At 71.4% G+C, this 20,983-nt stretch carries 21 protein-coding genes and 1 pseudogene; 6 read left to right on the top strand and 16 right to left on the bottom strand.

Translation table 11 applies throughout. The features are described 5' to 3' along the window. Positions 1–98: 98 nt before the first annotated feature. Entirely contained in the window at positions 99–266 is a 168-nt protein-coding gene (locus ABT061_RS33120; protein WP_350925426.1) for an ATP-binding cassette domain-containing protein, read from the bottom strand. A gap of 187 nt (positions 267–453) precedes the next feature. Between ABT061_RS33120 and ABT061_RS48425 the strand changes: the two are divergent. Next, positions 454–567, top strand: a pseudogene (locus ABT061_RS48425) (LacI family transcriptional regulator); the annotation flags it as partial. A 2-nt stretch (positions 568–569) separates the two neighbouring features. After that, positions 570–905, top strand: a complete 336-nt coding sequence (locus tag ABT061_RS48420) for a hypothetical protein (protein ID WP_502991530.1) — start codon at positions 570–572, stop codon at positions 903–905. Here ABT061_RS48420 and ABT061_RS33110 read toward each other — a convergent pair. Further along, complete coding sequence (locus ABT061_RS33110) at positions 802–1,629, bottom strand: helix-turn-helix domain-containing protein (protein WP_350925424.1); 828 nt, start codon at positions 1,627–1,629, stop codon at positions 802–804. The genes ABT061_RS48420 and ABT061_RS33110 overlap by 104 nt on opposite strands. A 369-nt stretch (positions 1,630–1,998) precedes the next feature. Between ABT061_RS33110 and ABT061_RS33105 the strand changes: the two genes are divergently transcribed. Then, the gene (locus tag ABT061_RS33105) at positions 1,999–2,547 is read left to right on the top strand and encodes an NAD(P)-binding domain-containing protein (protein ID WP_350925422.1); all 549 of its coding nucleotides are present in this window, start codon (positions 1,999–2,001) and stop codon (positions 2,545–2,547) included. A 268-nt stretch (positions 2,548–2,815) separates the two neighbouring features. Here ABT061_RS33105 and ABT061_RS33100 read toward each other — a convergent pair whose 3' ends face one another. Next, on the bottom strand, positions 2,816–3,559 hold the full coding sequence (locus tag ABT061_RS33100; protein WP_350925420.1) for a sulfite exporter TauE/SafE family protein: 744 nt from the start codon (positions 3,557–3,559) through the stop codon (positions 2,816–2,818). Between the two features lie 153 nt (positions 3,560–3,712). Here ABT061_RS33100 and ABT061_RS33095 point away from each other — a divergent pair, with 153 nt between their 5' ends. Further along, positions 3,713–4,057 (top strand): toxin-antitoxin system YwqK family antitoxin, encoded by a 345-nt coding sequence (locus ABT061_RS33095; RefSeq protein ID WP_350925418.1) that lies wholly within the window; start codon positions 3,713–3,715, stop codon positions 4,055–4,057. 28 nt (positions 4,058–4,085) lie between these two features. Here ABT061_RS33095 and ABT061_RS33090 read toward each other — a convergent pair whose 3' ends face one another. Next, positions 4,086–4,859: a MerR family transcriptional regulator gene (locus ABT061_RS33090; protein ID WP_350925416.1), complete on the bottom strand. Its 774-nt coding sequence runs from the start codon at positions 4,857–4,859 to the stop codon at positions 4,086–4,088. 216 nt (positions 4,860–5,075) lie between these two features. On the opposite strand from ABT061_RS33090, the gene ABT061_RS33085 reads away from it, so the two are divergent. Further along, entirely contained in the window at positions 5,076–5,831 is a 756-nt protein-coding gene (locus ABT061_RS33085) for a carotenoid biosynthesis protein (protein WP_350925414.1), read from the top strand. Between the two features lie 28 nt (positions 5,832–5,859). Here ABT061_RS33085 and ABT061_RS33080 read toward each other — a convergent pair whose 3' ends face one another. The 10 genes from ABT061_RS33080 to ABT061_RS33035 all read right to left on the bottom strand — a co-directional run bounded on the left by ABT061_RS33080 (position 5,860) and on the right by ABT061_RS33035 (position 16,603). Next, positions 5,860–6,042, bottom strand: a complete 183-nt coding sequence (locus tag ABT061_RS33080; RefSeq protein ID WP_350925412.1) for a hypothetical protein — start codon at positions 6,040–6,042, stop codon at positions 5,860–5,862. Positions 6,043–6,209: 167 nt separating this feature from the next. After that, entirely contained in the window at positions 6,210–7,181 is a 972-nt protein-coding gene (gene plsX, locus ABT061_RS33075) for a phosphate acyltransferase PlsX (protein WP_350925410.1), read from the bottom strand. Between the two features lie 104 nt (positions 7,182–7,285). Beyond that, positions 7,286–7,681, bottom strand: coding sequence for an NAD(P)-binding protein (locus ABT061_RS33070; RefSeq protein ID WP_350925408.1), 396 nt, complete (start codon positions 7,679–7,681; stop codon positions 7,286–7,288). Between the two features lie 288 nt (positions 7,682–7,969). Then, positions 7,970–9,568 carry an AMP-binding protein gene (locus ABT061_RS33065; protein WP_350925406.1) on the bottom strand — a complete coding sequence of 533 codons (1,599 nt, stop codon included), beginning with the start codon at positions 9,566–9,568 and terminating at the stop codon, positions 7,970–7,972. A 41-nt stretch (positions 9,569–9,609) separates the two neighbouring features. Then, a complete protein-coding gene (locus ABT061_RS33060) occupies positions 9,610–11,055 on the bottom strand; it encodes a carboxylesterase/lipase family protein (protein ID WP_350925404.1) in 1,446 nt (481 codons plus the stop codon). After that, positions 11,052–12,362, bottom strand: coding sequence for a M28 family peptidase (locus ABT061_RS33055; RefSeq protein WP_350925402.1), 1,311 nt, complete (start codon positions 12,360–12,362; stop codon positions 11,052–11,054). The genes ABT061_RS33060 and ABT061_RS33055 overlap by 4 nt, the downstream gene beginning before the upstream one ends. Next, complete coding sequence (locus ABT061_RS33050; protein ID WP_350925400.1) at positions 12,359–13,156, bottom strand: carbohydrate ABC transporter permease; 798 nt, start codon at positions 13,154–13,156, stop codon at positions 12,359–12,361. Before ABT061_RS33050 ends, ABT061_RS33055 begins: the two co-directional genes overlap by 4 nt. Then, entirely contained in the window at positions 13,153–14,088 is a 936-nt protein-coding gene (locus ABT061_RS33045) for a carbohydrate ABC transporter permease (RefSeq protein WP_350925398.1), read from the bottom strand. The genes ABT061_RS33050 and ABT061_RS33045 overlap by 4 nt, the downstream gene beginning before the upstream one ends. A gap of 204 nt (positions 14,089–14,292) precedes the next feature. After that, the gene (locus ABT061_RS33040) at positions 14,293–15,591 is read right to left on the bottom strand and encodes an ABC transporter substrate-binding protein (protein ID WP_350925396.1); all 1,299 of its coding nucleotides are present in this window, start codon (positions 15,589–15,591) and stop codon (positions 14,293–14,295) included. A gap of 136 nt (positions 15,592–15,727) precedes the next feature. Further along, complete coding sequence (locus ABT061_RS33035) at positions 15,728–16,603, bottom strand: alpha/beta hydrolase family protein (RefSeq protein ID WP_350925444.1); 876 nt, start codon at positions 16,601–16,603, stop codon at positions 15,728–15,730. Between the two features lie 66 nt (positions 16,604–16,669). On the opposite strand from ABT061_RS33035, the gene ABT061_RS33030 reads away from it, so the two are divergent. After that, positions 16,670–17,350 carry a TetR/AcrR family transcriptional regulator gene (locus ABT061_RS33030; protein WP_350925394.1) on the top strand — a complete coding sequence of 227 codons (681 nt, stop codon included), beginning with the start codon at positions 16,670–16,672 and terminating at the stop codon, positions 17,348–17,350. 43 nt (positions 17,351–17,393) lie between these two features. On the opposite strand, the gene ABT061_RS33025 is transcribed toward ABT061_RS33030, so the two are convergent. Continuing rightward, the gene (locus tag ABT061_RS33025; RefSeq protein ID WP_350925392.1) at positions 17,394–19,397 is read right to left on the bottom strand and encodes a hypothetical protein; all 2,004 of its coding nucleotides are present in this window, start codon (positions 19,395–19,397) and stop codon (positions 17,394–17,396) included. Beyond that, positions 19,394–20,983, bottom strand: a complete 1,590-nt coding sequence (locus tag ABT061_RS33020) for a hypothetical protein (protein ID WP_350925390.1) — start codon at positions 20,981–20,983, stop codon at positions 19,394–19,396. Before ABT061_RS33020 ends, ABT061_RS33025 begins: the two co-directional genes overlap by 4 nt.

The raw sequence follows: 20,983 nt of genomic DNA, 5'->3' as shown, positions 1-20,983 counted from the left end.
ACCTGTCGTAGGCCGCCATCGGATCCGGGTCCACGCCCATCTCCGTGCGCAGCGAAGCGAACAGGGGCCGGACATCAATGGATGACCGCGACGCCGGCTTACTGCGCGTCGGCGGGCCCGCCGAAGGTGACAGGGGATCCGTTCAGCAGGACCTGGCCGGTGTCCGGCCGGTGCACCCCCGAGAGGATCTTCACCAGCGTCGACCTGCCCGCCCCGTTCTCGCCGGCCAGGGCATGGACCTCTCCCGCCGCCGGCTTCGAAGGCACCTCGCGCAAGGCTTGGACGGCGCCGAAAGACTTGCTGACGCCAGACAACGCCAAAACCGCCATCCGCATCGCCTCACTTATCAAATCGTTTTTACGATTGGTGAGGAACGTACGGCCGATCAAGCGAAACGTCAACGGTGTACTTGTCGAAACTTGGTTGTTACGTTTTAATCCAGCTCTAACGGTGGTGAACATCAAGGAGGTCACGCAGCACGTGGGGGCTCGCCGCTCGCCGGGCACAGTGTCGAATGTGCTGAACAGGCCGGACAAGGTGGCCGCCGCCACCAGGAACCGAGTGCAGGGCTGTGCCGGCTCACCGCCGATGCCTGCGGCCTGCCGGTCGTCGCCGGGCCCGCGGAGGCTACCGCCATTGGCAACGTTCTCGTCCAGGCCGGCGCGGCCACCACCTTGGCCGAGATGCGCGCCTTGGTGGCGCGCTTTCCGGATCGCCCACGGGCCGGGGCAGTCGTTGACGTGGACGTCGGTAAGCCCGTGCGGGCAGCCGGCGAACGGCGATGCCGACCTCCGGGGGAGATCAGGGCTGGACGGACAGCGTGCTCAGCAGGGCCAGAGCCTCCGCCGAACTGGATCCCGGGTCGGCCGGTTGGGCGATCAGACGCTGACCCGGGGCGCTGGTGATCGGGAAGATCTCGGATTTCAGATGCAGTTCGCCCACACCGGGGTGGAAGAACCTGCTGCCCTGCACTATCGCCCCGCGTGGCTCGCGCTCGGCCCACAGCCGCCGGAAGTCGGCGCTGCCGATCGACAGCTCACCGATCAATTCCCGCACGCGCTGCTCCACGGGGGCCTCGCGGGCCGATTGGCGCAGTTCGTGTACAGCGGCTCGTGCGGTGAGGTCCCATTCGTGAAAGAACTCCCGCCCAGCGGGATCGAGGAAGATCATGTGCAGCATGTTGTTGCCAAAGGTGAAGCGGCTGTGCAATGCCTCCGCCAGCGGATTGCGTACAAGCACGTCCTGGGACCGGCCCAGGACGTAGGCGGGGGCGCTGGTCCAGTCGTTGAGCAGCCGCAGCACCCGCGTGCCGACCCGTTCGACGCGATCCGGTCGCCGCCGCCCTTCAATGGGTCGGGCCAGCCGGTACAACTCCACCACAGCCGCTTCGTCCAGCCGCAGCGCGTGAGCCAGACTCTTCACGGTCTGCTGGGTGGGGTGACGCTCTCGTCCCTGTTCCAGGCGGATGTAGTGGCCGACGCTGAGACCGGCCAACCGTGCGACCTCCTCACGGCGCAGCCCGGGAACCTGACGACGACTCTGGATCGCCATCCCCACCTCCTCCGGCCGCAGCCGCGCACGGCGAGCGCGCAGGAACTCTCCCAGAGGATTGGGCGCCTCACTGTCCATGACCTTGAGGTTAGGGGAGGAACCGGCCCTGCGATGCTGCTTAGCCTGGGTGCGTTACCCCCAGCTAACGCCGTGGCAAACCGTCGTACACTCGCTGCTGGTATCCGCCTCATCCGACCGAGCGGCACATGGTGTTCCCAGGAATCGCGCGACCTTCCTCCGCCCTCGGGGTCTGGACAGACTCGGATCTGTCAGCGGCGGGAGCACCACACCCTGCGCCGGCCGTCCTTGCTGACATGTCATCCAACTCTGGAAGTTTCAACTGCTCGGCAACAACGCCGAGTGACCAAGCGTCCACCTCTCGGGTGGCACGACCATGCTCGTTCCGGATACGGCATCAACGCACCAGGCAACGAACCAGGAGAGACCATGAACATCACGGTGATCGGACGAGGACGGATAGGGGGCGGGCTGGGCCGTCTGTGGCAGAGTGCCGGCCATCACGTCACCACACTCGGCCGGGAGGGCGGCGAGGCGAGGGAGGGCGACGTCATCGTGGTAGCGGTCCCCGGGCAAGCCATCGCTGACGCCCTGGCCCGGGTAAAGGGGCTGAACGGGCAGGTGACGATCGACGCCACCAACATCTACGTCCCACGGACGAGCTCGTACCCATCGCTGGCCCACGAGATCAAGTCCGTCATCGGGGGACCGACCGCCAAGTCGTTCTCCACCAACTTCGCCATCCTCTACGACGACATCGCCAGGCAGCGGGTCAAGCCGAGCAACCTGTACGCCGCCGACCCCGGCGCCCGCCTGGTGACCGAAAGGTTGATCGGAGACGCAGGCTTCGACCCGGTCTTCGCCGGAGACCTAGACCATGCCGCGCGCTTGCTGGAGGACAGCTCCGCACTCACCCGGGCCATCAGCGGGCAGATCGGCCCCTACTTCTACCGTTACGGGAACGCCGGCGAGTTCTGACTGAGCTGTTCCGCGTTGACGGACGCCATCCCTGGCACCGAGGCGGCCCGCATGTCTACGAAGGCTGGGAGTATTACCGCACTCCGCGCTTTTGACCTTCCAGCCCGTACGACCCGGCGCCAATGAGCGACCTCCAGCGCTCCCACTTGCCTTAGAGGCGCTTTTCACCATGCGCGGCGCCATACCTTTCGACGGCGATCGGCTTCCAGCGTGGCACCTCGTGGGCGAGGCCCGAATGCCGGTGAAACAAACTTCACCGCAAACCGGCTCACGCGTAGGCGTCGACGCCGAGTTTGAGCGCGACGAGCAGGCCGCAGGCGGCGGTGCCGAGGCGGAGCGCGCGGCCGGGCAGGCGTCGGGCGATCGACGGGCCAAGCCGGCCGCCCAGCAGGAATCCCAGTGCGAGGGGTACCGCCGCCGACCACTGCACCGGCCCGAAGAGGGCGAAGCCGATCGCCGCCACCCCGTTGGCCAGGGCGGAGGCGACGTTCTTGATAGCGTTGATCCTGACCGGTGACTGGTCGAGCACGGCCGAGAGCACCGCGAACATGAGGACCCCACCGGCGGCCCCGAAGTAGCCGATGTAGATCGCGACGGCGAACATGGCGGCGCGCGCCTTCCAGCCGTCCTCGCCGCCGTACCCTCCCATCGTGTTCGGCGGACGGAGCAGCAGCAGCGAGGCGAACGCGATCAGCCAGGGCGCGATCGCCTCGAACGTGTCGGAGGGGGTCGCCAGCAGCAACCCGGCCCCCACCGCCCCGCCGAGCAGGGTCATCGTGCCGAGTCGCAGGACCCTCGCGCCCTGTCCGGCCAGTTCCGGCCGCGACCCGAACGCCGCGCCCACCCCGTTGAAGGTCAGCGCGACCGTGTTCGTCACGTTCGCGGTCACCGGCGGCAGGCCGAACGCCAGCAGCACCGGGTAGGAGACGATCGAGGCCAGGCTCACCACCGTACCGACCACCCCGGCCAGCGCCCCGGCTCCGAACAGTCCCAGTACTTCAACGACGTTCACGGGGGGACAGCCAACCACACCTCCCCGTCTGGCACGGCACCACCCACGGCGGAGATACGGGGTGTCGGATTCCGGGTTTACCAACAGACCTTTCCGGCCGAATACCCGGAAATGAACCAGCACATTCAGCTAGCCCGCTCCTATGCTGTCGTCATGGCGGAGGAATATTTCAAGGACGGGACCCTGTCGGGTAAGGGCGACTACTCGGACGGGCAGCGGAGCGGACCGTGGACTTTCTACTTTCGGAACGGCCGGTTGAAGGCGGAGGGTGTTTACCAGGCCGGACAGCTCGTCGGCGAGTGGGTCTGGCACCGCGAGGGCGGTGGCCTCCTGCAGCAGGGCGCCTTCGTGGACGGTAAGCAGCACGGCCCGTGGCGCCGCTGGCACGACAACGGCAACCTGCTGGACGAGGGGACGTACAACGTCGGCAAGAAGACCGGCGAATGGGTCACCTACGACAAGACGGGCAAGGAAACGAAGCGGACAAACCACCGCTGACCAGATGGTCGTCTCGTCTGCCCGTCGGTTATCCGGCCTGCCGGGCCCGTTCCAGGTAGTGGACCAGGTCGCGCATCCGGGCCGCGGGCCACGGCAGGCTCCGGCCGATCTCCTCGCTGTTCTCCTGCCATGTCCGCCGCGCCGCGGCTCTGGTCTGCTCCCCGTCGCGGCCGTCGTTGTGGAACCGGTTCGCCAGCGCGTCCCAGCGGCCGACCAGGACCCGCACCCTCGGGTCGTCCACGGGGGTGTCGTCCTGTACGTGCCGCAGGAGCTCCTCGACGAGCCCGGCCCATTCGGCCTTGGCCGCCTCGACGGCCTCCTGGCCTAGTTCGGCCCTACGCCGGGCCAGTTGCTCTCGCTGCTCCGTCGTGAACGAGGTCTCGAACACAGAGATCATCTCCAAGGTCATCATGAACTGTTCAGCATCGGGCATCGACGCGCTGTCGATCTGCTCCAGCAGCCCGCCAAGCCGATGCGTCAGCTGCCGGATCCGTGCGGCGTGTGCTTCCAGCTCGCGCAACTGGGCCTTCAGCAGGTCACTCATCACCGCCAGATCGTCCGTGGAGTTCATGAGTACGCTCGCTGTCTCCTCCAGTGACAACCCGAGTGCCCGCAGGGCCCGCACCCGATACAGCCGTCGCACATCACGCCTGGTGTAACGGCGGTGCCCCGACGCGGTGCGTTCGCTCGCGCTCAGCAGGCCGATCTCGTCGTAGTGGTGCAGCGCGCGCACGGTCATCCCGCTCGCCCGTGCCACCTCGCCGATGCTCCATCTGCGCCCGGCGTCGTCTTTCCCGATCACGCCCGCAACGTTAGGACCTCTCGCCACGGCAGGTTCAAGCCCCGGCCCTTCTGGAAGTCGCGGGCCCCGCCACCGTCTTCCGGGAGATCGGGATTTCAAAGCGAACCTGACCTCGCCCAGCCGATCAAATGACCGTCCATCGGGCACAGCCACCAGGTGAACAGCAGACGGGAGGAGCCCGGTGCGTTGCGGGTGTGGCCACCACCGGCAGAACCCGTGGCTACACGCGCCTCGAAGGCGATGGGCGCGCTGGGCGCGGTGCTGCTGGCTGCGATGGTCGTGGCGCAGGTCGCCTCGGGACTGCAGCCTCGGCCGATCGCGCTGACCGGTGTGGTCGTCCCGCTGCTGGCGGCGAGCGCGCTGGTCTTCGCCTCGGTGACCTACTCCCCCACCGGAGCCGTCGCGGCGTTCACCGCCGCGGTCGCGACCGGGTACGCCGCGGAGTGGGTTGGGACCAGGACGGGGGTGCCGTTCGGCGACTACCACTACACCGGCGCTCTCCAGCCGGTGCTCGGCGGGATACCGGTGATCGTGGCGCTGGCCTGGGGTGGCATGGGACTGGCGGCCCACGCGGTGGCCGCCGCGATCGCACCCGGCAGCCGGGCCGCGCGGGTCGCGCTGGGGGCGCTGGCGCTCACCGCCTGGGACGTGTTCCTGGACCCGCAGATGACCCGGCTGGGCCTGTGGGTCTGGCACGACCCCGGCCACTACCGTGGCGTCCCGCTCGGTAACTTCGCCGGTTGGCTCGTCGTCTCACTGCTGGTCATGGTCCTGATCGAGTGCCTCGTGGCCGAACCCGCGGCGTGGAGCCCCGGGCTGGTGTCGATCTACACGACGATGGCGGTCATGGAGACCGTCGGTTTCGCGGTGGTTTTCGACCCGCCGGATCCGCTGGTCGCCGTCGCGGGAGGAACGTGCATGGGTCTGTTCGTCCTGCTCGCCTGGGGACACGGATACCGGAGACAAGGGTGATCGGGGGACCCGATTTCCATGAGCCCGCTCACCCGGAGGCGCGGATGCCGGAGGTGCACGACGGGCGGACGACCGGGCCGGGCAACGGCGGACGGGCGAGCGGGCCGGGGCACGACGGGCGGGAGGCCCGCGCCGCCTGACCGAACCGCAGCCCGATGAGGCACATGAGCAGGCCGGTCCCGATCACGTGCGTGACCGGCGCGAAGAGCAACTGGAACAGCGGGACACGCGGCGACGCGATCCCCGCTTCTCCCCCTGCACGAGCGAGGGCACCTGGGACGGCGCCGACCCGCCGGCCCGACCTCGTCGCCGGGCGAGCCCGGCGACGAGGTCGGTTCGGCTCCGTCGCCCCGCCGCGACGAGGCTCCGCCGCGCCGCTCAACGGGCGGCCTCCGCGGTGAGCCGGTCCACGAGCCGGGTGACGACCCCGCCCTCGGCGAGATCGTGCGCCAGCGCGCAGGCGCGCGCGATCGTCGCCGCCCGCGAGGAACCGTGCGCGACGACGACGGTGCCGATCAGGCCGAGCAGCGCCGCCCCGCCGTAGGCCTCCGGGGCGTAGCGGCGGGCCACCGCCCGCAACTCCTCGGCTCCGGCGGCACCGGAACGCGCCACCAGCGTCAGCGCGGCCCGCACCGAACCCTCGACGTTCTTGAGCACCACGTTCCCGGTGAAACCGTCGGTGACGATCACGTCGACGGTGCCCGCGAGCACGTCGTGTCCCTCCACGTTGCCGCAGAAGCGCAACGGCAGCCCGGCGAGCAGCTCACCGGCCCTGCGGGTCAGCCGGTTACCCTTGCCGGGTTCCGAGCCGATCGACAACAGGCCCACCGACGGGTCGGCGACACCGAGCACGAGCTGGGCGTAGGAGGCGCCGAGCAGCGCGAACTGGGCGATCATCTCCGGGGTGGGGTCGGAGGTCGCCCCGGCGTCGGTCAGCACGGTCGCGCCGCCGGTGACCGAGGGCAGCGCGATGGCCAGGGCGGGCCGCAGAACGCCCGGGGCACGCCCGATGCCGTGGATGGCGCACGAGACGACCGCGCCCGTGGAACCGGCCGACACGAACGCCGACGCCTCCTTCCGCCGTACGAGGTCGCAGCCGACCGTCAGGCTGGTAGTGGTGGAGAAGACCGCTCCCGCGCCCCGTTCGGTCATCGGGACGACGTCCTCGGCGTGCACCACGCCGATCTCGCCGACGGCGCCGTGGCGGGCGAGCTCGGCGCGGACGGCGCCGGAGCGGCCCACGAGCACCACGGGGATTCCGAGCTCACGCCGGGCCGTGACCGCCCCGGCGACCGTCTCGCCCGGTCCGTGGTCTCCGCCCATCGCGTCGACGGCCACCGGCTCCGACATCACACCCTCCCGACGACAGCATTGGACGACCTCGCACCGGACGATCTCGTGCCGGCCGCACCCGGCCGGTTCACGGCACCTCGGCGATTCGTAGCGGGCCACGGTCAGGTCGGCCCGCATCGAGCGCAGGACGCCTTCACGTCATCGTGATCGATGCGGGACAGGTCGCCGTGGCCGAGGTCGGCGAGCCTCGCCGGCAGCCGGTCCTCCGGCTCCGGGGTGAGCCGGTCCCGGTCGGCACCGCCACGCAGGTTGGCGGCCGGCTCCAGCACGGTGAGGGTGGCGTGGCCGGCCGCGGTGAAGACGTCGGCGAGGACCTCGGGCATGGTCAGCACGGAGGGGCCGGTGTCGAAACGGTACTCGCCGACGGCGGCCGTACCGCAGCGGCCGCCGGGCGCCCGGCCGGCTTCCACGATCGTGACGTCCCGCCCCGCGGCGGCCGGCCGGACCGCGGCGGCAGGGCCGCCGAGACCCGCGCCGATCACCACGACATGGCTCACGCGCTCCTCCTCGTCGCCAGGTCCGCGGGGTCCGCGCGTACGCGTTCGGATGCGTCTGTCCGGTGGCAGGCGCACGGCCCATGATCAATGGCGTCGGACGACCCATCCCCGGGCCGGGCTGCGGATAAATCAACTCATCGCGCAAGAAGGCGTAAAGACGGCGTCGGCTCCCCGGCCCTTCAAGGGCCGGGGAGCCGACGCGTGGTGAACGACGGGGCGTACCCGCCGCGACTCCGGTGAAGTGCCGGCCGGTGTCCGGCTCGGCGGGAGCGGGGACGGGGACGGGGATCAGAGGTCGAGCAGCCGCATCGCCTGCTCGCGCATCTCGATCTTGCGGATCTTGCCCGTCACCGTCATGGGGAACCCGTCGGCCAGGTGGACGTAGCGGGGGATCTTGTAGTGGGCCAGCCGCCCGGCGCAGAAGTCCCTGACCGCCTCGGCCGTCAGCGGGACGGCCCCCGGCCGCATGACGATCCAGGCCATCAGCTCCTCGCCGTACTTCGGGTCGGGCACACCGATCACCTGGACGTCGTCGATGTCCGGGTGGCCGTGCAGGAACTCCTCCAGCTCGCGGGGGTAGACGTTCTCACCGCCCCTGATCACCATGTCCTTGATGCGTCCGACGACGTTGACGTAGCCGTCGTCGTCCATGGTGGCCAGGTCGCCGGTGTGCATCCAGCGGGCGGCGTCGATCGCCTCGGCGGTCCTGGCGGGCTCGTCCCAGTAGCCGAGCATCACCGAGTAGCCGCGGGTGCACAGCTCGCCGGGCTCACCGCGCGGGACGGTCAGGCCGCTCTCCGGGTGCACGATCTTGACCTCGATGTGCGGCATCGCCCGGCCGACCGTCTCGGTACGGCGGGCCAGGTCGTCGTCGACCCTCGTCATCGTGGACACCGGCGAGGTCTCCGTCATTCCGTAGCAGATCGCCACCTCGCGCATGTTCATCTCGGTGACCACCCGCTTCATGATCTCCACCGGGCAGGGCGAGCCCGCCATGATCCCGGTGCGCAGGCTCGACAGGTCGTACCCGGTGCGGCCGAGCTCGCCGAGCTCGGCGATGAACATGGTCGGCACCCCGTACAGGGAGGTGCAGCGTTCCCGCTCCACGGCCCGCAGCGTGGCGGCGGGGTCGAAGCCCGGCGCGGGGATGACGACGCAGGCCCCGTGGGAGGTCGCCCCGAGGTTGCCCATGACCATCCCGAAGCAGTGGTAGAAGGGCACCGGCAGGCAGACCCTGTCGGTCTCGTCGTAGCCGACCAGCTCGCCGACGAAGTAGCCGTTGTTGAGGATGTTGTGGTGCGACAGGGTCGCACCCTTGGGGAAGCCGGTGGTGCCCGAGGTGTACTGGATGTTGATCGGGTCGTCGAAGGTCAGCGAGGCCATGCGCTCGCGCAGCCGCTCGGGGCCGACGTCCGCGGCCCCGGCCAGCAGGCGGTGCCAGCTCTCCTCGCCGATGTAGGCGACGTCGGCGAAGCCGATCCCGGCGACCATCGCGCGGTAGTCGCTCGTCTTGTGGCTCACCGCGCTGATCAGCAGCCGCATTCCGGACTGGCGGACGACGTAGTCGAGTTCGTGACCGCGGTAGGCGGGGTTGACGTTGACCAGAATCGCGCCGACCTTCGCGGTGGCGTACTGGACGATCACCCATTCGGCGCAGTTGGGCGACCAGATCCCGACCCGGTCCCCCTTGGCGACGCCCCGGGCGATCAGGGCCCGGGCCAGCCGGTCGACGTCGGCGTTCAGCTCGGCGTAGGTCCAGCGGCGCTCGCCCGGCAGGTCGACCAGGGCCTCCCGGTCGCCGAAGCGGGCCACAATCCGCTCGAAGTTCTCGCCGATGGTCTCACCGAGGAGGGGGGCGCCCGAGACGGCGCACGAGTAGGACAGCATGTGGAAAACCTCCGGTCGCTGAGTAACAAGGTGCACGCCGCTCACGGCTCCCGCAAGAGGTGCCGTTGCGGCCGCAGGGGATCGTCGGCGACCTCCGACTCGGTATCGAAGATCATTACTTGCCTGCGGGCGCGGTCGTAGCCTGGCCATCCCGGGTCGCCGTCGCGGGCGAACCGCACCCAGGCGCCGTGCATCGCCTCGGCGAGCGCCCTCGGGGGCCGCTGCCCCGCCGTACGCTCGACGCCCGGCGCGTCCAGCACGTCGAAGGCGAAGGGCAGGTCGATGTTGTGCGCGGCGCCGACCTTCCCGCCTCCGATGGGAGAGGGCACCGGCGACTCCCAGCGGAACTCGTAGGCGTGGGTCGGGGCGGAGGCGGTGGCCGCGCGGGCCTCCTCGATCCAGATCGTCTCCCTGCGGAACAGGTGGTCGCCGGCCGCCCTGCCGACGAGTTCCTCGGGCGACAACCCGGGATGCGCGTCCCGGTAGCCGGGCGGCAGGCCCATCTGCGCCAGCACGGCCGCGGCCGTCGCCTCGTCGATCCCCCGCGCCATCGCGCGCACGAAGACACCGGCCTCGTCACAGGTGCAGCCGACCAGGAGCGGGATGTGTCCGCCCACCCCCGCGCGCAGCGCGTCCAGTGGCACGGAGGGCACCAGGTCGCCGTCCACGACGGGCTGGATCGGCACCGCCCCGCTCAACGCGCCGGACTCCCCGCCCGACAGCGGCGGCGGCTGCTCGGCCACCAGCGCGGCGGGCGGGATGGTCAGGAAGTCCTCCCTGGCCGGCCGGACGCCGAGACGGGCGGCGAGCTCACCGGCGTACCCGCGGGCCCGCTGTTCCGATACGGCCAGGCTCGCCGACCCGCTCATCACGATCGCCCGGCGGAACAGGCCCGCCGCGCGGGGCATCGTCAGGAGGGTGACGCACGCCGCGCCGCCCGCGGACTGCCCCGCGATCGTCACGTTGCCCGGATCACCGCCGAACGCCGCGACGGCGGAGCGCACCCACTCCAGCGCGGCGAGCCAGTCGAGCACGCCCCGGTTGAGCGGTGCCCCGTCCAGCGCGAGGAACCCCTCGAAGCCCAGCCGGTAGTTGACGGAGACGCACACCACGCCGTCGCGGGCGAAGCGGTGTCCGCGGTGCCAGGCGGCTCCGTTGCCGCCGATGGCGAAGGCCCCGCCGTGAAACCAGACCAGCACCGGCAGGCCGGCGGCACCGGGGTCGGGGGTGTGGACGTCGAGGTTGAGGCAGTCCTCTCCGGAGGCGAACACCTCGGGGGCGTACAGCCCGATGTCGTCGGTGGCGCGCTGCGGCGCCGCCGCGCCCGGCAGGAGCGCCGGGCGGATCCCGTCCCAGGCGGGCGGCGGGACGGGCGCGCCGAAGCGGTGCTCACCGAAGGGCGGGGCGGCGTACGGAACGCCGAGGAAGGAGGCCACCGTCCCGTCGAAGCGGCCCCTGACGAGGCCGGAGGGGGTTCGCACGATCATCTGGGGCTCCATCCCTCGGTGCCCTCGACGATGCGGATCGCCGCGCGGGTCAGCGGCACCAGGCTCGCCTCGTCGACCTTGTCGAGGGTGTCGGCGGAATCGAACAGGTACATGGGGGCCGCGAGGAAGTGCACCAGCGGCACCCCCTCCGGGTGGAAGAACGCGCCGTCGGTCGGCGGCATCGGCGAGAACACGTCGGGCGGCAGCACGAACGACCTGCGCAGGTCCTCGGCGACCAGCGCCCGCTCGACGAGCCGCTCCAGCTCGGGGCGCCGGGTGGTGAACCACCAGCGCGGTTCGGGGGCACCGGTGGGCACCAGCGTCCCGCCCTCCGCGCGGCACTCGCGGGCCGCGTGCTCCAGGTGGACCTGGAGCACGACCCGGTCCAGCAGGGCCCGGTTCTCCTCGATGAACGCCCGGGTGCCCGCCGCGTGAGCCATGTGCCCGGCGGTCAGCAGGAAGAGCAGGTTGTGCGGCCTGTCCTCCTCCGGCACCCGCGACCAGTGCCTGGCGGCGGCCAGCACCAGCGCGACACCGGAGGCGTCCTCCACCGCGGAGGCCCAGGGGGCGTCGTGGTGCGAGGCGACGATCACCCAGCCGTCGCCCCGCCCGGGCAGGGTGGCGATCACGTTGTGCGAGGTCGCGGTCGAGGTCTCCGACTCCACGGACAGCGTGCCGGCGCAGGGCCCTTCGTCCATCAACGCCAGCACCCGCCGCGAGTCGGCCGCCGACAACCAGACCGCGGGTACGGACCGGTGCACCGCGTCGTAGGGCACGTAGTAGTCGCGCGTCTCCCACGGGAGGCCGGTCAGCGCCCCGACGTACCCGGCCGCCCCCGAGGTGACCGCCCCGTCGAGATCCTCCAGGTAGCCGGGCGCGAACGGCAGCGTCTGCACCAGGCCGTCGAAGTCGCCGTCGGGGTCGTGCACGGCGGTGGCGATCTCCCGTACGAGGGCCTGGGGCAGCTCGGCGAAGGTGTGCTCGCGCACCGCGATGCGACCGGGGACCACCGACCGGGTGAGCGGCGCGGTCACCGTCGCCTTCGGGGTGGTGTACGGCAGGGCGAAGGCCGCCACCTCGACGGCGCGGGACGGGTCGGCGTCCAGGTGGGCGCGGAGCGTGGCGGTGACAGGGTGCCAGGTGGGCACCTCGACCGGTGCGAGGCGCACGTCGAGCCCGAAGCCCGCCAGCAGCCCGGCCGCCCACCTCTCCGTCCACGCGTCGGCGGGGTATCCGGGGCGCCGGATCCCCCTGGCTGTGATCGTCTCGATCCACGCCATGATCTCGGCGGTGTCCGGGACCGTCATTTGACCCCTCCGAAGGTGAGCCCCGCCACGTAGTAGCGCTGCAGCCCGGCCAGCAGCAGGAACGGCGGCACGGCGGTGACCAGGGCGGCGGCGGTCATGAGGTGGTAGTTGAAACCGTGCTCGCTCTGGAAGTTGGCCAGTCCCACGGGCAGCGACCACAGTGCGGGGTCGTTGGCGACGATGAGCGGCCAGAGCAGGTTGTCCCACTGGGCGAGGAAGTGGATGAGGAAGAGCGTCACCAGCGCCGGCCGCAACAGCGGAAGCGCCACCCGGAGGAAGATGCGCAGTTCCCCCGCCCCGTCGACGCGCGCCGCGAAGATCAGCTCTTTGGGGACGCCGAGGGCGAACTGGCGGACCAGGAAGACGCCGAAGGCACTGATCATGCCGGGGACGATCACCCCCTGGAAGGTGTTCACCCAGCCCAGCTCCTTGACGATCAGGAACACCGGAATGATCATGACCATCGGGGCGAGCGCGAGCGTGCCGACCACGAGCGCGAACAGCACGCGCCTGCCGGGGAAGGACAGCTGGGCCAGGGCGTAGCCGGCCGCCGAGGAGAAGAGCACGTCCAGCGCCCCGCTGCCGACGCAGTAGATCACGCTGTTGCGGAAGTAGACGGGGAAGCCCTCGCCCGCGAACAGCTCGGCGAGGTTCCGCGGCAGGTGGAAACCGTTGAAGACCAGCCCGCCGAGGTCGGTGTCGTCGGGAGCGGAGGCGACCACGAGCATCACGTAGATCGGCAGCAGCATCGCGCCCACGGCGCTCAGCAGCCAGACGGTCCGGAGCACCCTCATTCGTCCCCACCCCGCAGGAAGCCGAACTGGACGATCGAGACGACCAGCATCGCGACCAGCAGCATCATGGCCAGCGCGGAGGCGTAGCCCATGTGCTCGTAGGGGAAGGCGTTGGCCCAGATGTAGTAGGGCAGCACCTGGGTGGCGTCGGCCGGGCCGCCGCCGGTGAGCAGGAAGGCGGGCACGAAGGCCTGCATCGATCCGGCGACGGAGATGACCAGCACGAACAGCAGGGTCCTGCGGAGCAGCGGGACGGTGATCCTGCGGAACGTGGTGATGGGTCCGGCACCGTCGATCGCCGCGGCCTCGTAGACCTCCCGGGGCAGCGCCTGCAACCCGGCCGTCAGGATGATGACGAACAGCCCCAGGCTCTTCCAGACGACCATGACGACCAGCGCCCAGATCGCCAGGTCCGAGTCGGTCAGCCACGACTGCGGCTCGATGCCGACGGCGCCGAGCAGCGTGTTCGCCAGACCCCGGTCGGAGTAGATGATGACCCACACCATCGACGTCGCGGCCAGCGGCATCACCGCGGGCACCATGACCAGCGAGCGGAGCACGCGGTTGAGGCGGCCGGGCCCGCTGAGCGGCACCGCGATGAGCAGCGCGAGCAGGATGGTCGGCAGGACCGTGAAGACCGTGTAGACGACGGTGATCCACGCCGAGTTCCAGACCCCGGGATCCTGGAGCATCCGCGCGTAGTTGTCCAGCCCGATCCACCGCGGGGCGCCGGCCATCTCGTAGTCGGTGAAGCTGAGGTACACGGCACCGCAGAACGGCACGAGCCAGAAGACGACGAAGAAGACGGCCACCGGGATCGTCAGCACGATCCCGGCCCCCGCCTCCCGGCGCGACCTGCCCCGCCCGCCTTTCCCCGGCCCCGGCGAGGCCGCGGGTACAGGTGCCTCGACACCCTTCGTGGTCAGGATCATCGGGCCTCCCGGCGCGATCTGCCGCGCCCGCTCCCCGGCCTCGGCGGGGGTGCGGGTACGGGCGCCTCGACGGCCTCGGTGGTCAGGGTCATCGGGTGCCCGCCACGTCACCGCGTGCCCCGGACGGGCGGTCCGGTTCCGTTCGCGGACGGCTCGGGTCCCGGTACGGGCGGCCCGCGCGCCCGGTGTCCACGGTCACCGCGTTCACAGCGCGAGCCGTACGGTGGCGTCGAAGTCCTTGGCCGCCCGGGCGGGCGTGGAGCGGCCGTGGGCCACGGCGTCGCAGGCGCTGGAGGCGGCCTTGGCGAGCTCCAGCGCGGCGGGGATGGCCGGCCCGAAGTCGGCGTCGGGTATGCCGGAGGCCGCGATCCCCATCAGTTCGGAGGTGCCGCGCGGCCCGGCGTCCCGCCAGCCGGTGGCCGGGATGACGATCCCGTTCTCCAGGTTGGCCGTGACCGACTCCCGCCCCTGGAGGTAGTTGATCAGGTGCCAGGCGGTGAAGCCGTTCTTCGACGCGGCGGCGACGCCCCAGCCCCACGTGTAGGCGGGCACGACGGCCCTGCCACCCTCCCAGCGGGGCATGGGCGCCACGCCGTAGTCCTTGCCCGGCTTGAGGGTGTCCTCGCCGAGCCGCTCCAGCGCGGGACCGAGGAAGGCCCCGCTGACGACCATGGCGGCCTCACCCGAGTAGAACAGCCCGAGCGCGCCGAGCGGGTTGGAGAGCTTGGGGTTGCCGATCCCGGCGAAGTACTCCAGGGCCCGGATGCCGTGCTCGGTGTCGAGGGAGGCGCGGGTGCCGTCGGCGCTGACCAGCTCGCCACCGCCGCCCTTGATGAGCGCGGTCAGCGTCATCAGCGCCCACTGCGGGTCGCCGTAGAGCCACTGCAGGCCCACCCGCCTGCCGTCGGCCGAGGTGAGTTTCTTGCTGTGGTCGGCGACCTCCTCCCAGGTCGTGGGAGGTTTGTCCGGGTCGAGACCGGCCTCCTCGAAGCGGTCCCTGCGGTAGTACAGCATGGCGGGGTTGAGGTCGATCGGCACGCCGTACGCCTGGCCGCGGTAGCTCAGCGGGGCGACCGTCCCCGGCTCGTACCGTCCCAGGACGGTCGCCACGTCCGGCGCGCCGAACGCCCGGGGATCGATGGGCGCCAGCCGCTCCTTTCCGGCGTGGGAGGGGAAGCTCCAGTGCCCGATCTTGAAGACGTCGGGTGGAGTGCCGCCGCTGAAGGCGGTCAGCAGCTTGGCGTCCAGCTGGGCGACGGGCAGGTAGAGGAGCTTGACGTCCACGCCGAACTCCTCGATGTAGCGGTGCACCAGCTTCTCGAACTGCGGGCCCGTCTCCTGCGAGCCGTGCAGCCAGACGCTGACCTCGCCGTGCGGCCTGCCGTCCTGGGCCTGCCGATCGGGCCGCTCGGGCCGGTCTGCGCCGCAGGCCGCCAGCACGCTGGGCGCGGCCAGGGAGAGCGCGCCGGCCGCGAGCAGCCGGCGCCGTGTCAGATCCGCCATCGCGGTTCTCCTGGGGGGTGATCCCGTGCGGTGGGCACCGCGCGGGATGAGGTGGTCACGGGAGGTTCTCGGCGACCCGGGGCCGCCGGGAGGTGCCTGGCGGCCTCCTGCCGGCGGGCCCGGGTCGCCGTGGTGGTCACGGGAGGTTCTTGGCGGCCTGGTTCTGCCAGGCGGCGTTGGCGGTGAACTCGGGGGCACTCCCGGCGAAGGCGCCTCGGGCGTAGGCGTCGTCCTGGAGGCGGTACATCAGCCAGGCCGTCAGGTAGCCGAGGAAGCCGCCGCCGGTGCCCTGGATGTCGTTGTGACCCGCACCCTTCAGCAGTGCCATGGCCGCCGCCCCGGGCACCTGGTCGTAGTAGCCCCGCAGCGCCGAGGCCGGTGAGATCAGCCAGTCGTTGCCCCCGCTCATGAACAGGACCGGGCAGGCCAGCTGGGAGACCTGGAACCGGTCGCCGGCCCCCACCCAGAGCTGCGCGGGCAGTGCGATCGGCACGGCCGTGGTGACGAGCCCCGCGGAGAGGTTGGCCGCGTTGACCGTGCCGCCCGCGCCCTGGGAGTGCCCGGCGGCGCCGACCCTGGTGGTGTCGAGCCTCTGATGGAACGGGCTCGCGGGGTCGGCGTTCCTCGCCACCAGGTATTGCGCGGCGGCGAGCATCTCGGTGCCCGTCCCGGTGGTCGTGTCGGTGGAGGCGATCACGGCGAAGCCCCAGGAGGCGAGCTGGTCGAGCACGCCGGGGTAGAGGGCGGGGGTGGCGTGGGAGCCGTTCCCCCAGGTGACGATCGGGTGCCGGAAGCCACCGGCGCCGAGGTTCGCCGGGTGGTGCAGCCGGTAGGTTCCCGAGGCGTCGCCCGCGTCGGAGGCGGTGACCGCCCAGGGGCCCCGGACCGCGTAGTGCGCCTCGATCGTGCCGGCCGCCACCGCCTGGGTGGTCCGCGACACGAGGCCCGCCGACAGCAGCCCGACCGCCGCCACGCGCAGGACCCGCCGCCGGGACATGCCCTTGTCTTCCATGGTCACCTCACCGATTCTTTGGAGACGTGAACGTCTCCTAACAGAGGGAAGTACGATCTGTGATTGATGTCAAGACAGGATCGGAAGAAAATTCCGGAGGGTGAGCCCCTCCCCCGCGGCCGTCACGGGCTGCCCCCAGAAGTGGTCCGCACCTCGCAGCGCGACCGCCTGATCCAGGCGATGCTGCTGCTGGTCGCGGCCCGGGGGTACGCCGCCACGACCGTGCCCGATGTGATCGCCGCCGCGCGGGTCTCGCGCAACGCCTTCTACGCCAACTTCCACGACAAGGAGGCCTGCTTCCTCGCCCTGTGCGAACGGGACCTGCCCGGCGTGGTCGAGACGATCCTGGCCGCGGCCGAGGACACCGGCCACGACTGGGTCGCCGCCGTCCGCCAGGGCCTGCACGCCTACCTGCGGTGGTGGCAGGACCGTCCCGAGTACGCCCGCGCCTACTTCGTCGAACTCCCCGCGGCGGGCCGGCGGGCGATGGACCAGCGCGACCGCGCCTACCTGCCCTTCCTGGAGATGCTGCGCGCCCTCGCCGCGCGGGCCAGGGCGGAGACCCCCTCCCGGGGACCGGTCAGGGAGAGCGTGCCCGCCCTGATCGTCTTCGGCGTCACCGAGTTCATCGCCGCCGAGGTGCGCGCGGGGAACGCGGAGCGGCTGTCCGCGCTGGAGGAGGACGTGCTGCACTACACGGTCACGCTGCTCGCCGACCGCGCGACGGCCGACAGGGCACTCGGCTGACCCGCGGCACCCGCGCCGCGAGGGCACGGGTGCCGCGTCCGGGTCAGGGCATCGCCCGCACCCCCTCCACCTGGACGTTCCAGCCCGCGGGGAAGCCTGGCGCGCACCTGTCGGGCCCGCCGTCCCAGCCCGCCGCCATCAGCGCGACGGCCGCCAGCAGGCCGCCGTTGCCCGGCAGGTAGAGCGGCAGGATCCCGGGCCACTGCCGATTGTGACCCGAGACCAGATGCGCGTTCTTGGGCGCGTCCATCAACAGCGCGTCGACCGCCTTGCCCGGCTCGCCCAGCCTGGCCGCGCACATGGCGAGCATCGGGTAGTCCCAGCCCCAGGTGCTCGGCAGGTCCCAGGTCTCCAGCACGTCGTCGAGGGTGGCCCGCATGGTCTCCGGATCGATCAGCGGCGTCGCCGGAACGAGGCCCAGGGCCCCGGTCATCGAGGGGTGGTCCGTCCTGAGCGTGTACGGCTCCACCGCGATGGCCGCGTAGACGCCGTCCCTGACGCACGGCGCGGCCAGCCCGTCCCGCACCCTTTCCCACTCCGGGTCCCGGGCGAGACCGAGACGCTCACGCCACCGCTGCGCGGTCTCCAGTCCCCACCACCAGTAGGCCAGCTCGAACGTGGGATTCCTGACCGTCGTCCTGATCTCCGCATACGACTCCTGCGCCGGGATCAGCGGCGGCCCGAGCACGTGGCGGCCGTCCTCCTCGACGGGAAAGGACGCCATGAACTCCGCGGTCTCGAAGACCAGGTCCCGGTAGTCGTGCAGTGCCTCCGGCCGGACCCGGTAGAGGAGTTCGGCGAAGTAGATCGGGTGCGGCTGCTGCCAGATCAGGAACGGCCCGATCGTGCTGGGGCTCTCCCTGCCCTCGGGGCCGACCTGCTTGGGCCAGCGAGCCCCGCGACACCCCTGCCCGGCGGCCGTGGCCCGCGCCGCGGGAAGGATGCTCCGGTACCACGGCAGGCTGCGCTCCAGCAGTTCCGGCCTTCCCCACAGCGGGAAGTGCGCCGCGTGCCACCAGTGCATCTCCAGGTGGAACTTGCCGCTCCAGGAGTTGCAGACCAGGCCGGTCTCCTGCGGCGGCAGCGAGCCCGCGCAGTTGACCGCGGTCAGGTACTGCGAGAGGACCACGCGCCGTTCCAGCTCGGGCGCGCGCGGATCCGAGCTGCCCTCGAAGCTCACCGCGCCGCCGTCGGTCCAGAAACGGGCCCAGTGCCGGGCGGCGGCCGCGCGGACCTCCGCGAATCCGGGAAGGCCGGGCTCCGCGGGGTCGAGCCCGAAGGCCACCACGAACTCGGTGGCGCCCTCCAGCCGGTAGCGGTGCTCGGCGATGGGCGTGAGCCGGGCCGGCCCCTGCCAGGCGAGGGCGACGTGGTGGCGGTCGCCGTCCAGCACCCGGGTGAAGTCGCAGCGTGCGGCGCCGACGACGTGGCCGGTGACGTGCCGCTCCGGACCGTCCCAGTCGGCGGCCACGTTCCAGGCCGCACAGGCGTACGGGAAGGCGATCGTCACCGCCGCCCCGCCGGTGACGCGCACCGCCAGCAGGTCGCGTCCGGGGTGGCAGACCGTCTCCACCTCGTACGGCACGCCGTCGAGCGTGAACGAGCTGCGCAGCAGCCCGCTCCACAGGTCGAGCCGCTGGTGGACGCCGGTGAGGTCGGTGATCTCCGCGTGCTCGCCGAGGTCGAGCCCGATCCTGCCCAGGTCGAGCCGCTGGGGGTTGCCGTGCAGCCACGTACCGGCCTCGAACTCCGGCGCCACCGGACCGCCGAAGGTCATCCGGTGCCGGTCGGGATAGCGTGCCCGGCCGTAGCCGGTCATCGTGTCCTCCAGGGTGAAGCCCCGGGGGTTGGGCATCGTGTGCCAGCCCCACTGCGACTGGGTGCCCAGCGGCATGCTCGCGGCGTGGAAGGCGGGGAAGGTCTGCAACCCGGTGACATCGGCGGTGAAGGCGAACTCGCCGTTGCCGACGGTCAGCGGGGACTCCGCGTCCGGCTCGGTCAGCACCACGGCGTGCCGCCGTACCAGCGCCTCGCGGTCGATGCTCACGAACACCCCGGCGTACCCGAGGCACGCTGGGCGCGCATGAACGTGACGTCGCCCGCGACGTCCGCCTGTGGCATGGTGCCGAGGTCGAGCACGACGTCGGTGAAGGCCAGCGACGCCCGGCGCATCACCGCCACATCGATCGCCTCGGCCCCGAAACGCGGTGAGAAGAGCGTCTTGGGGGCCGCGATCGGCGCGATGGTCGGCAGCAGGTGCCGGTTGTACGGCGTGCCCTCGCCCCCGAAGCCGCAGTGGTGCGGCACGGTGCCCAGGTCGGCCGCCGACAGCCCCTTCAGCACGGCCGTGCGTCGCACGTCCCAGTGCTGGACATGGCCCTTGACCAGCTCGCGCAGGGGCGTGCTCTCACTGACCGGGACCCAGAGCAGCTCGGTGAGCGAGGGATCGGCCACGAGCTCCAGTCCGGGCAGTCCTCCGGCACGGGTGACCGCGTTGTAGCGCCGGGCGCCCAGGTGCTCCAGGACGACGACCGAGGAGACCTTGCCCTGGTCGTACTCGGCGTCCAGCATGGCCGCCAGCTGCCCCGCGCCTCCCTCACGGACGCCGGGTCCGGTGAGGTGCTGGTAGAGGTGGCCGGTGACGAAGGCGAACTGGACCGTACGCGGGCGGCAGCTCACCGGCAGCGACGCCAGGTAGCGGGCCATCTCCACCATCGTGAGCGGGCCGTTGTCCCACACCGGGCTCATGCCGTCCGTGTGGCTCTCCACGACGATCTTCTGCTCGCTCACCCCGGGCAGGGTGGCGAGGACGGTGCGGGTCGTCTTCGGCGTCCACGCCGCGTCGACGGTCAGCACGGCCTCGACCGGCTGCCCGGCGGCGAGCGCCTGCTTGATCCGCTCGCCCTGGTCGACGCCGAGATAGGCGCCGGGAACCTGGTACGGCAGACCCTCGTAGGGCGCGTACATCCCCTCGATCTGGGCGTGCGGCAGGCGGCTCACCTCCAGCACCCCCGCCGCGCCCGCTGCGGCGGCGGCTTTGAGGTCGGCGTCGGCCCCGGCGGGGGCCTCCATGGAGTCGGAGCCGAGCAGGTTGATCGTGAGGCCGGGGTCGTACATGTGGTAGCCGAGCAGGGGCGGGTAGAAGAGCAGGTTGGGCACCGTCGACCAGGGCAGATCCCTGACGACGATCTTCCCTGCGGCGTTCGCCGCGGTGATGGCGGTGCCCGCGGGCAGGTAGGTGAGCGGGGCGGTCACCCCGCCCGGCCCGGTGGAGGAGGAGAAGGGCACGGGCGCGGCGACCGCCACGTCCTGGCCGCCGACGGTCAGCCCCGTGGCGAGGTCGTCCCAGCGGTCGATCTCGTAGGGCAGCGAGGAGAGCTGGACGCCGGGGACCGCGCCGATCTCGTCCTCCAGCCAGTCGATGTAGTCGTCGTGGGCGGCCGAGCCGGTCGGCCGGGGGCCGAAGTCCTCCTGCCGCTCGGCGAGTTCGAGCAGGCGGGCCTCGCTCGCGAAGCTCGCCGGGTCGATTCGCACCGGGCAGGTCGTCGCCTGGGCGGCGAGCGCGGCTCCCGGCAGGGAGACGGGGAAGGTGAGGGCGAGAAGCAGCGGTCCGATGAGGATGAGACGTTTCAT

This window comes from Streptosporangium sp. NPDC002544 (assembly GCF_040295965.1).
In the GTDB taxonomy this organism is placed as follows: Bacteria; Actinomycetota; Actinomycetes; order Streptosporangiales; family Streptosporangiaceae; genus Streptosporangium.
This window is presented reverse-complemented; position numbering and strand designations above follow the sequence as displayed.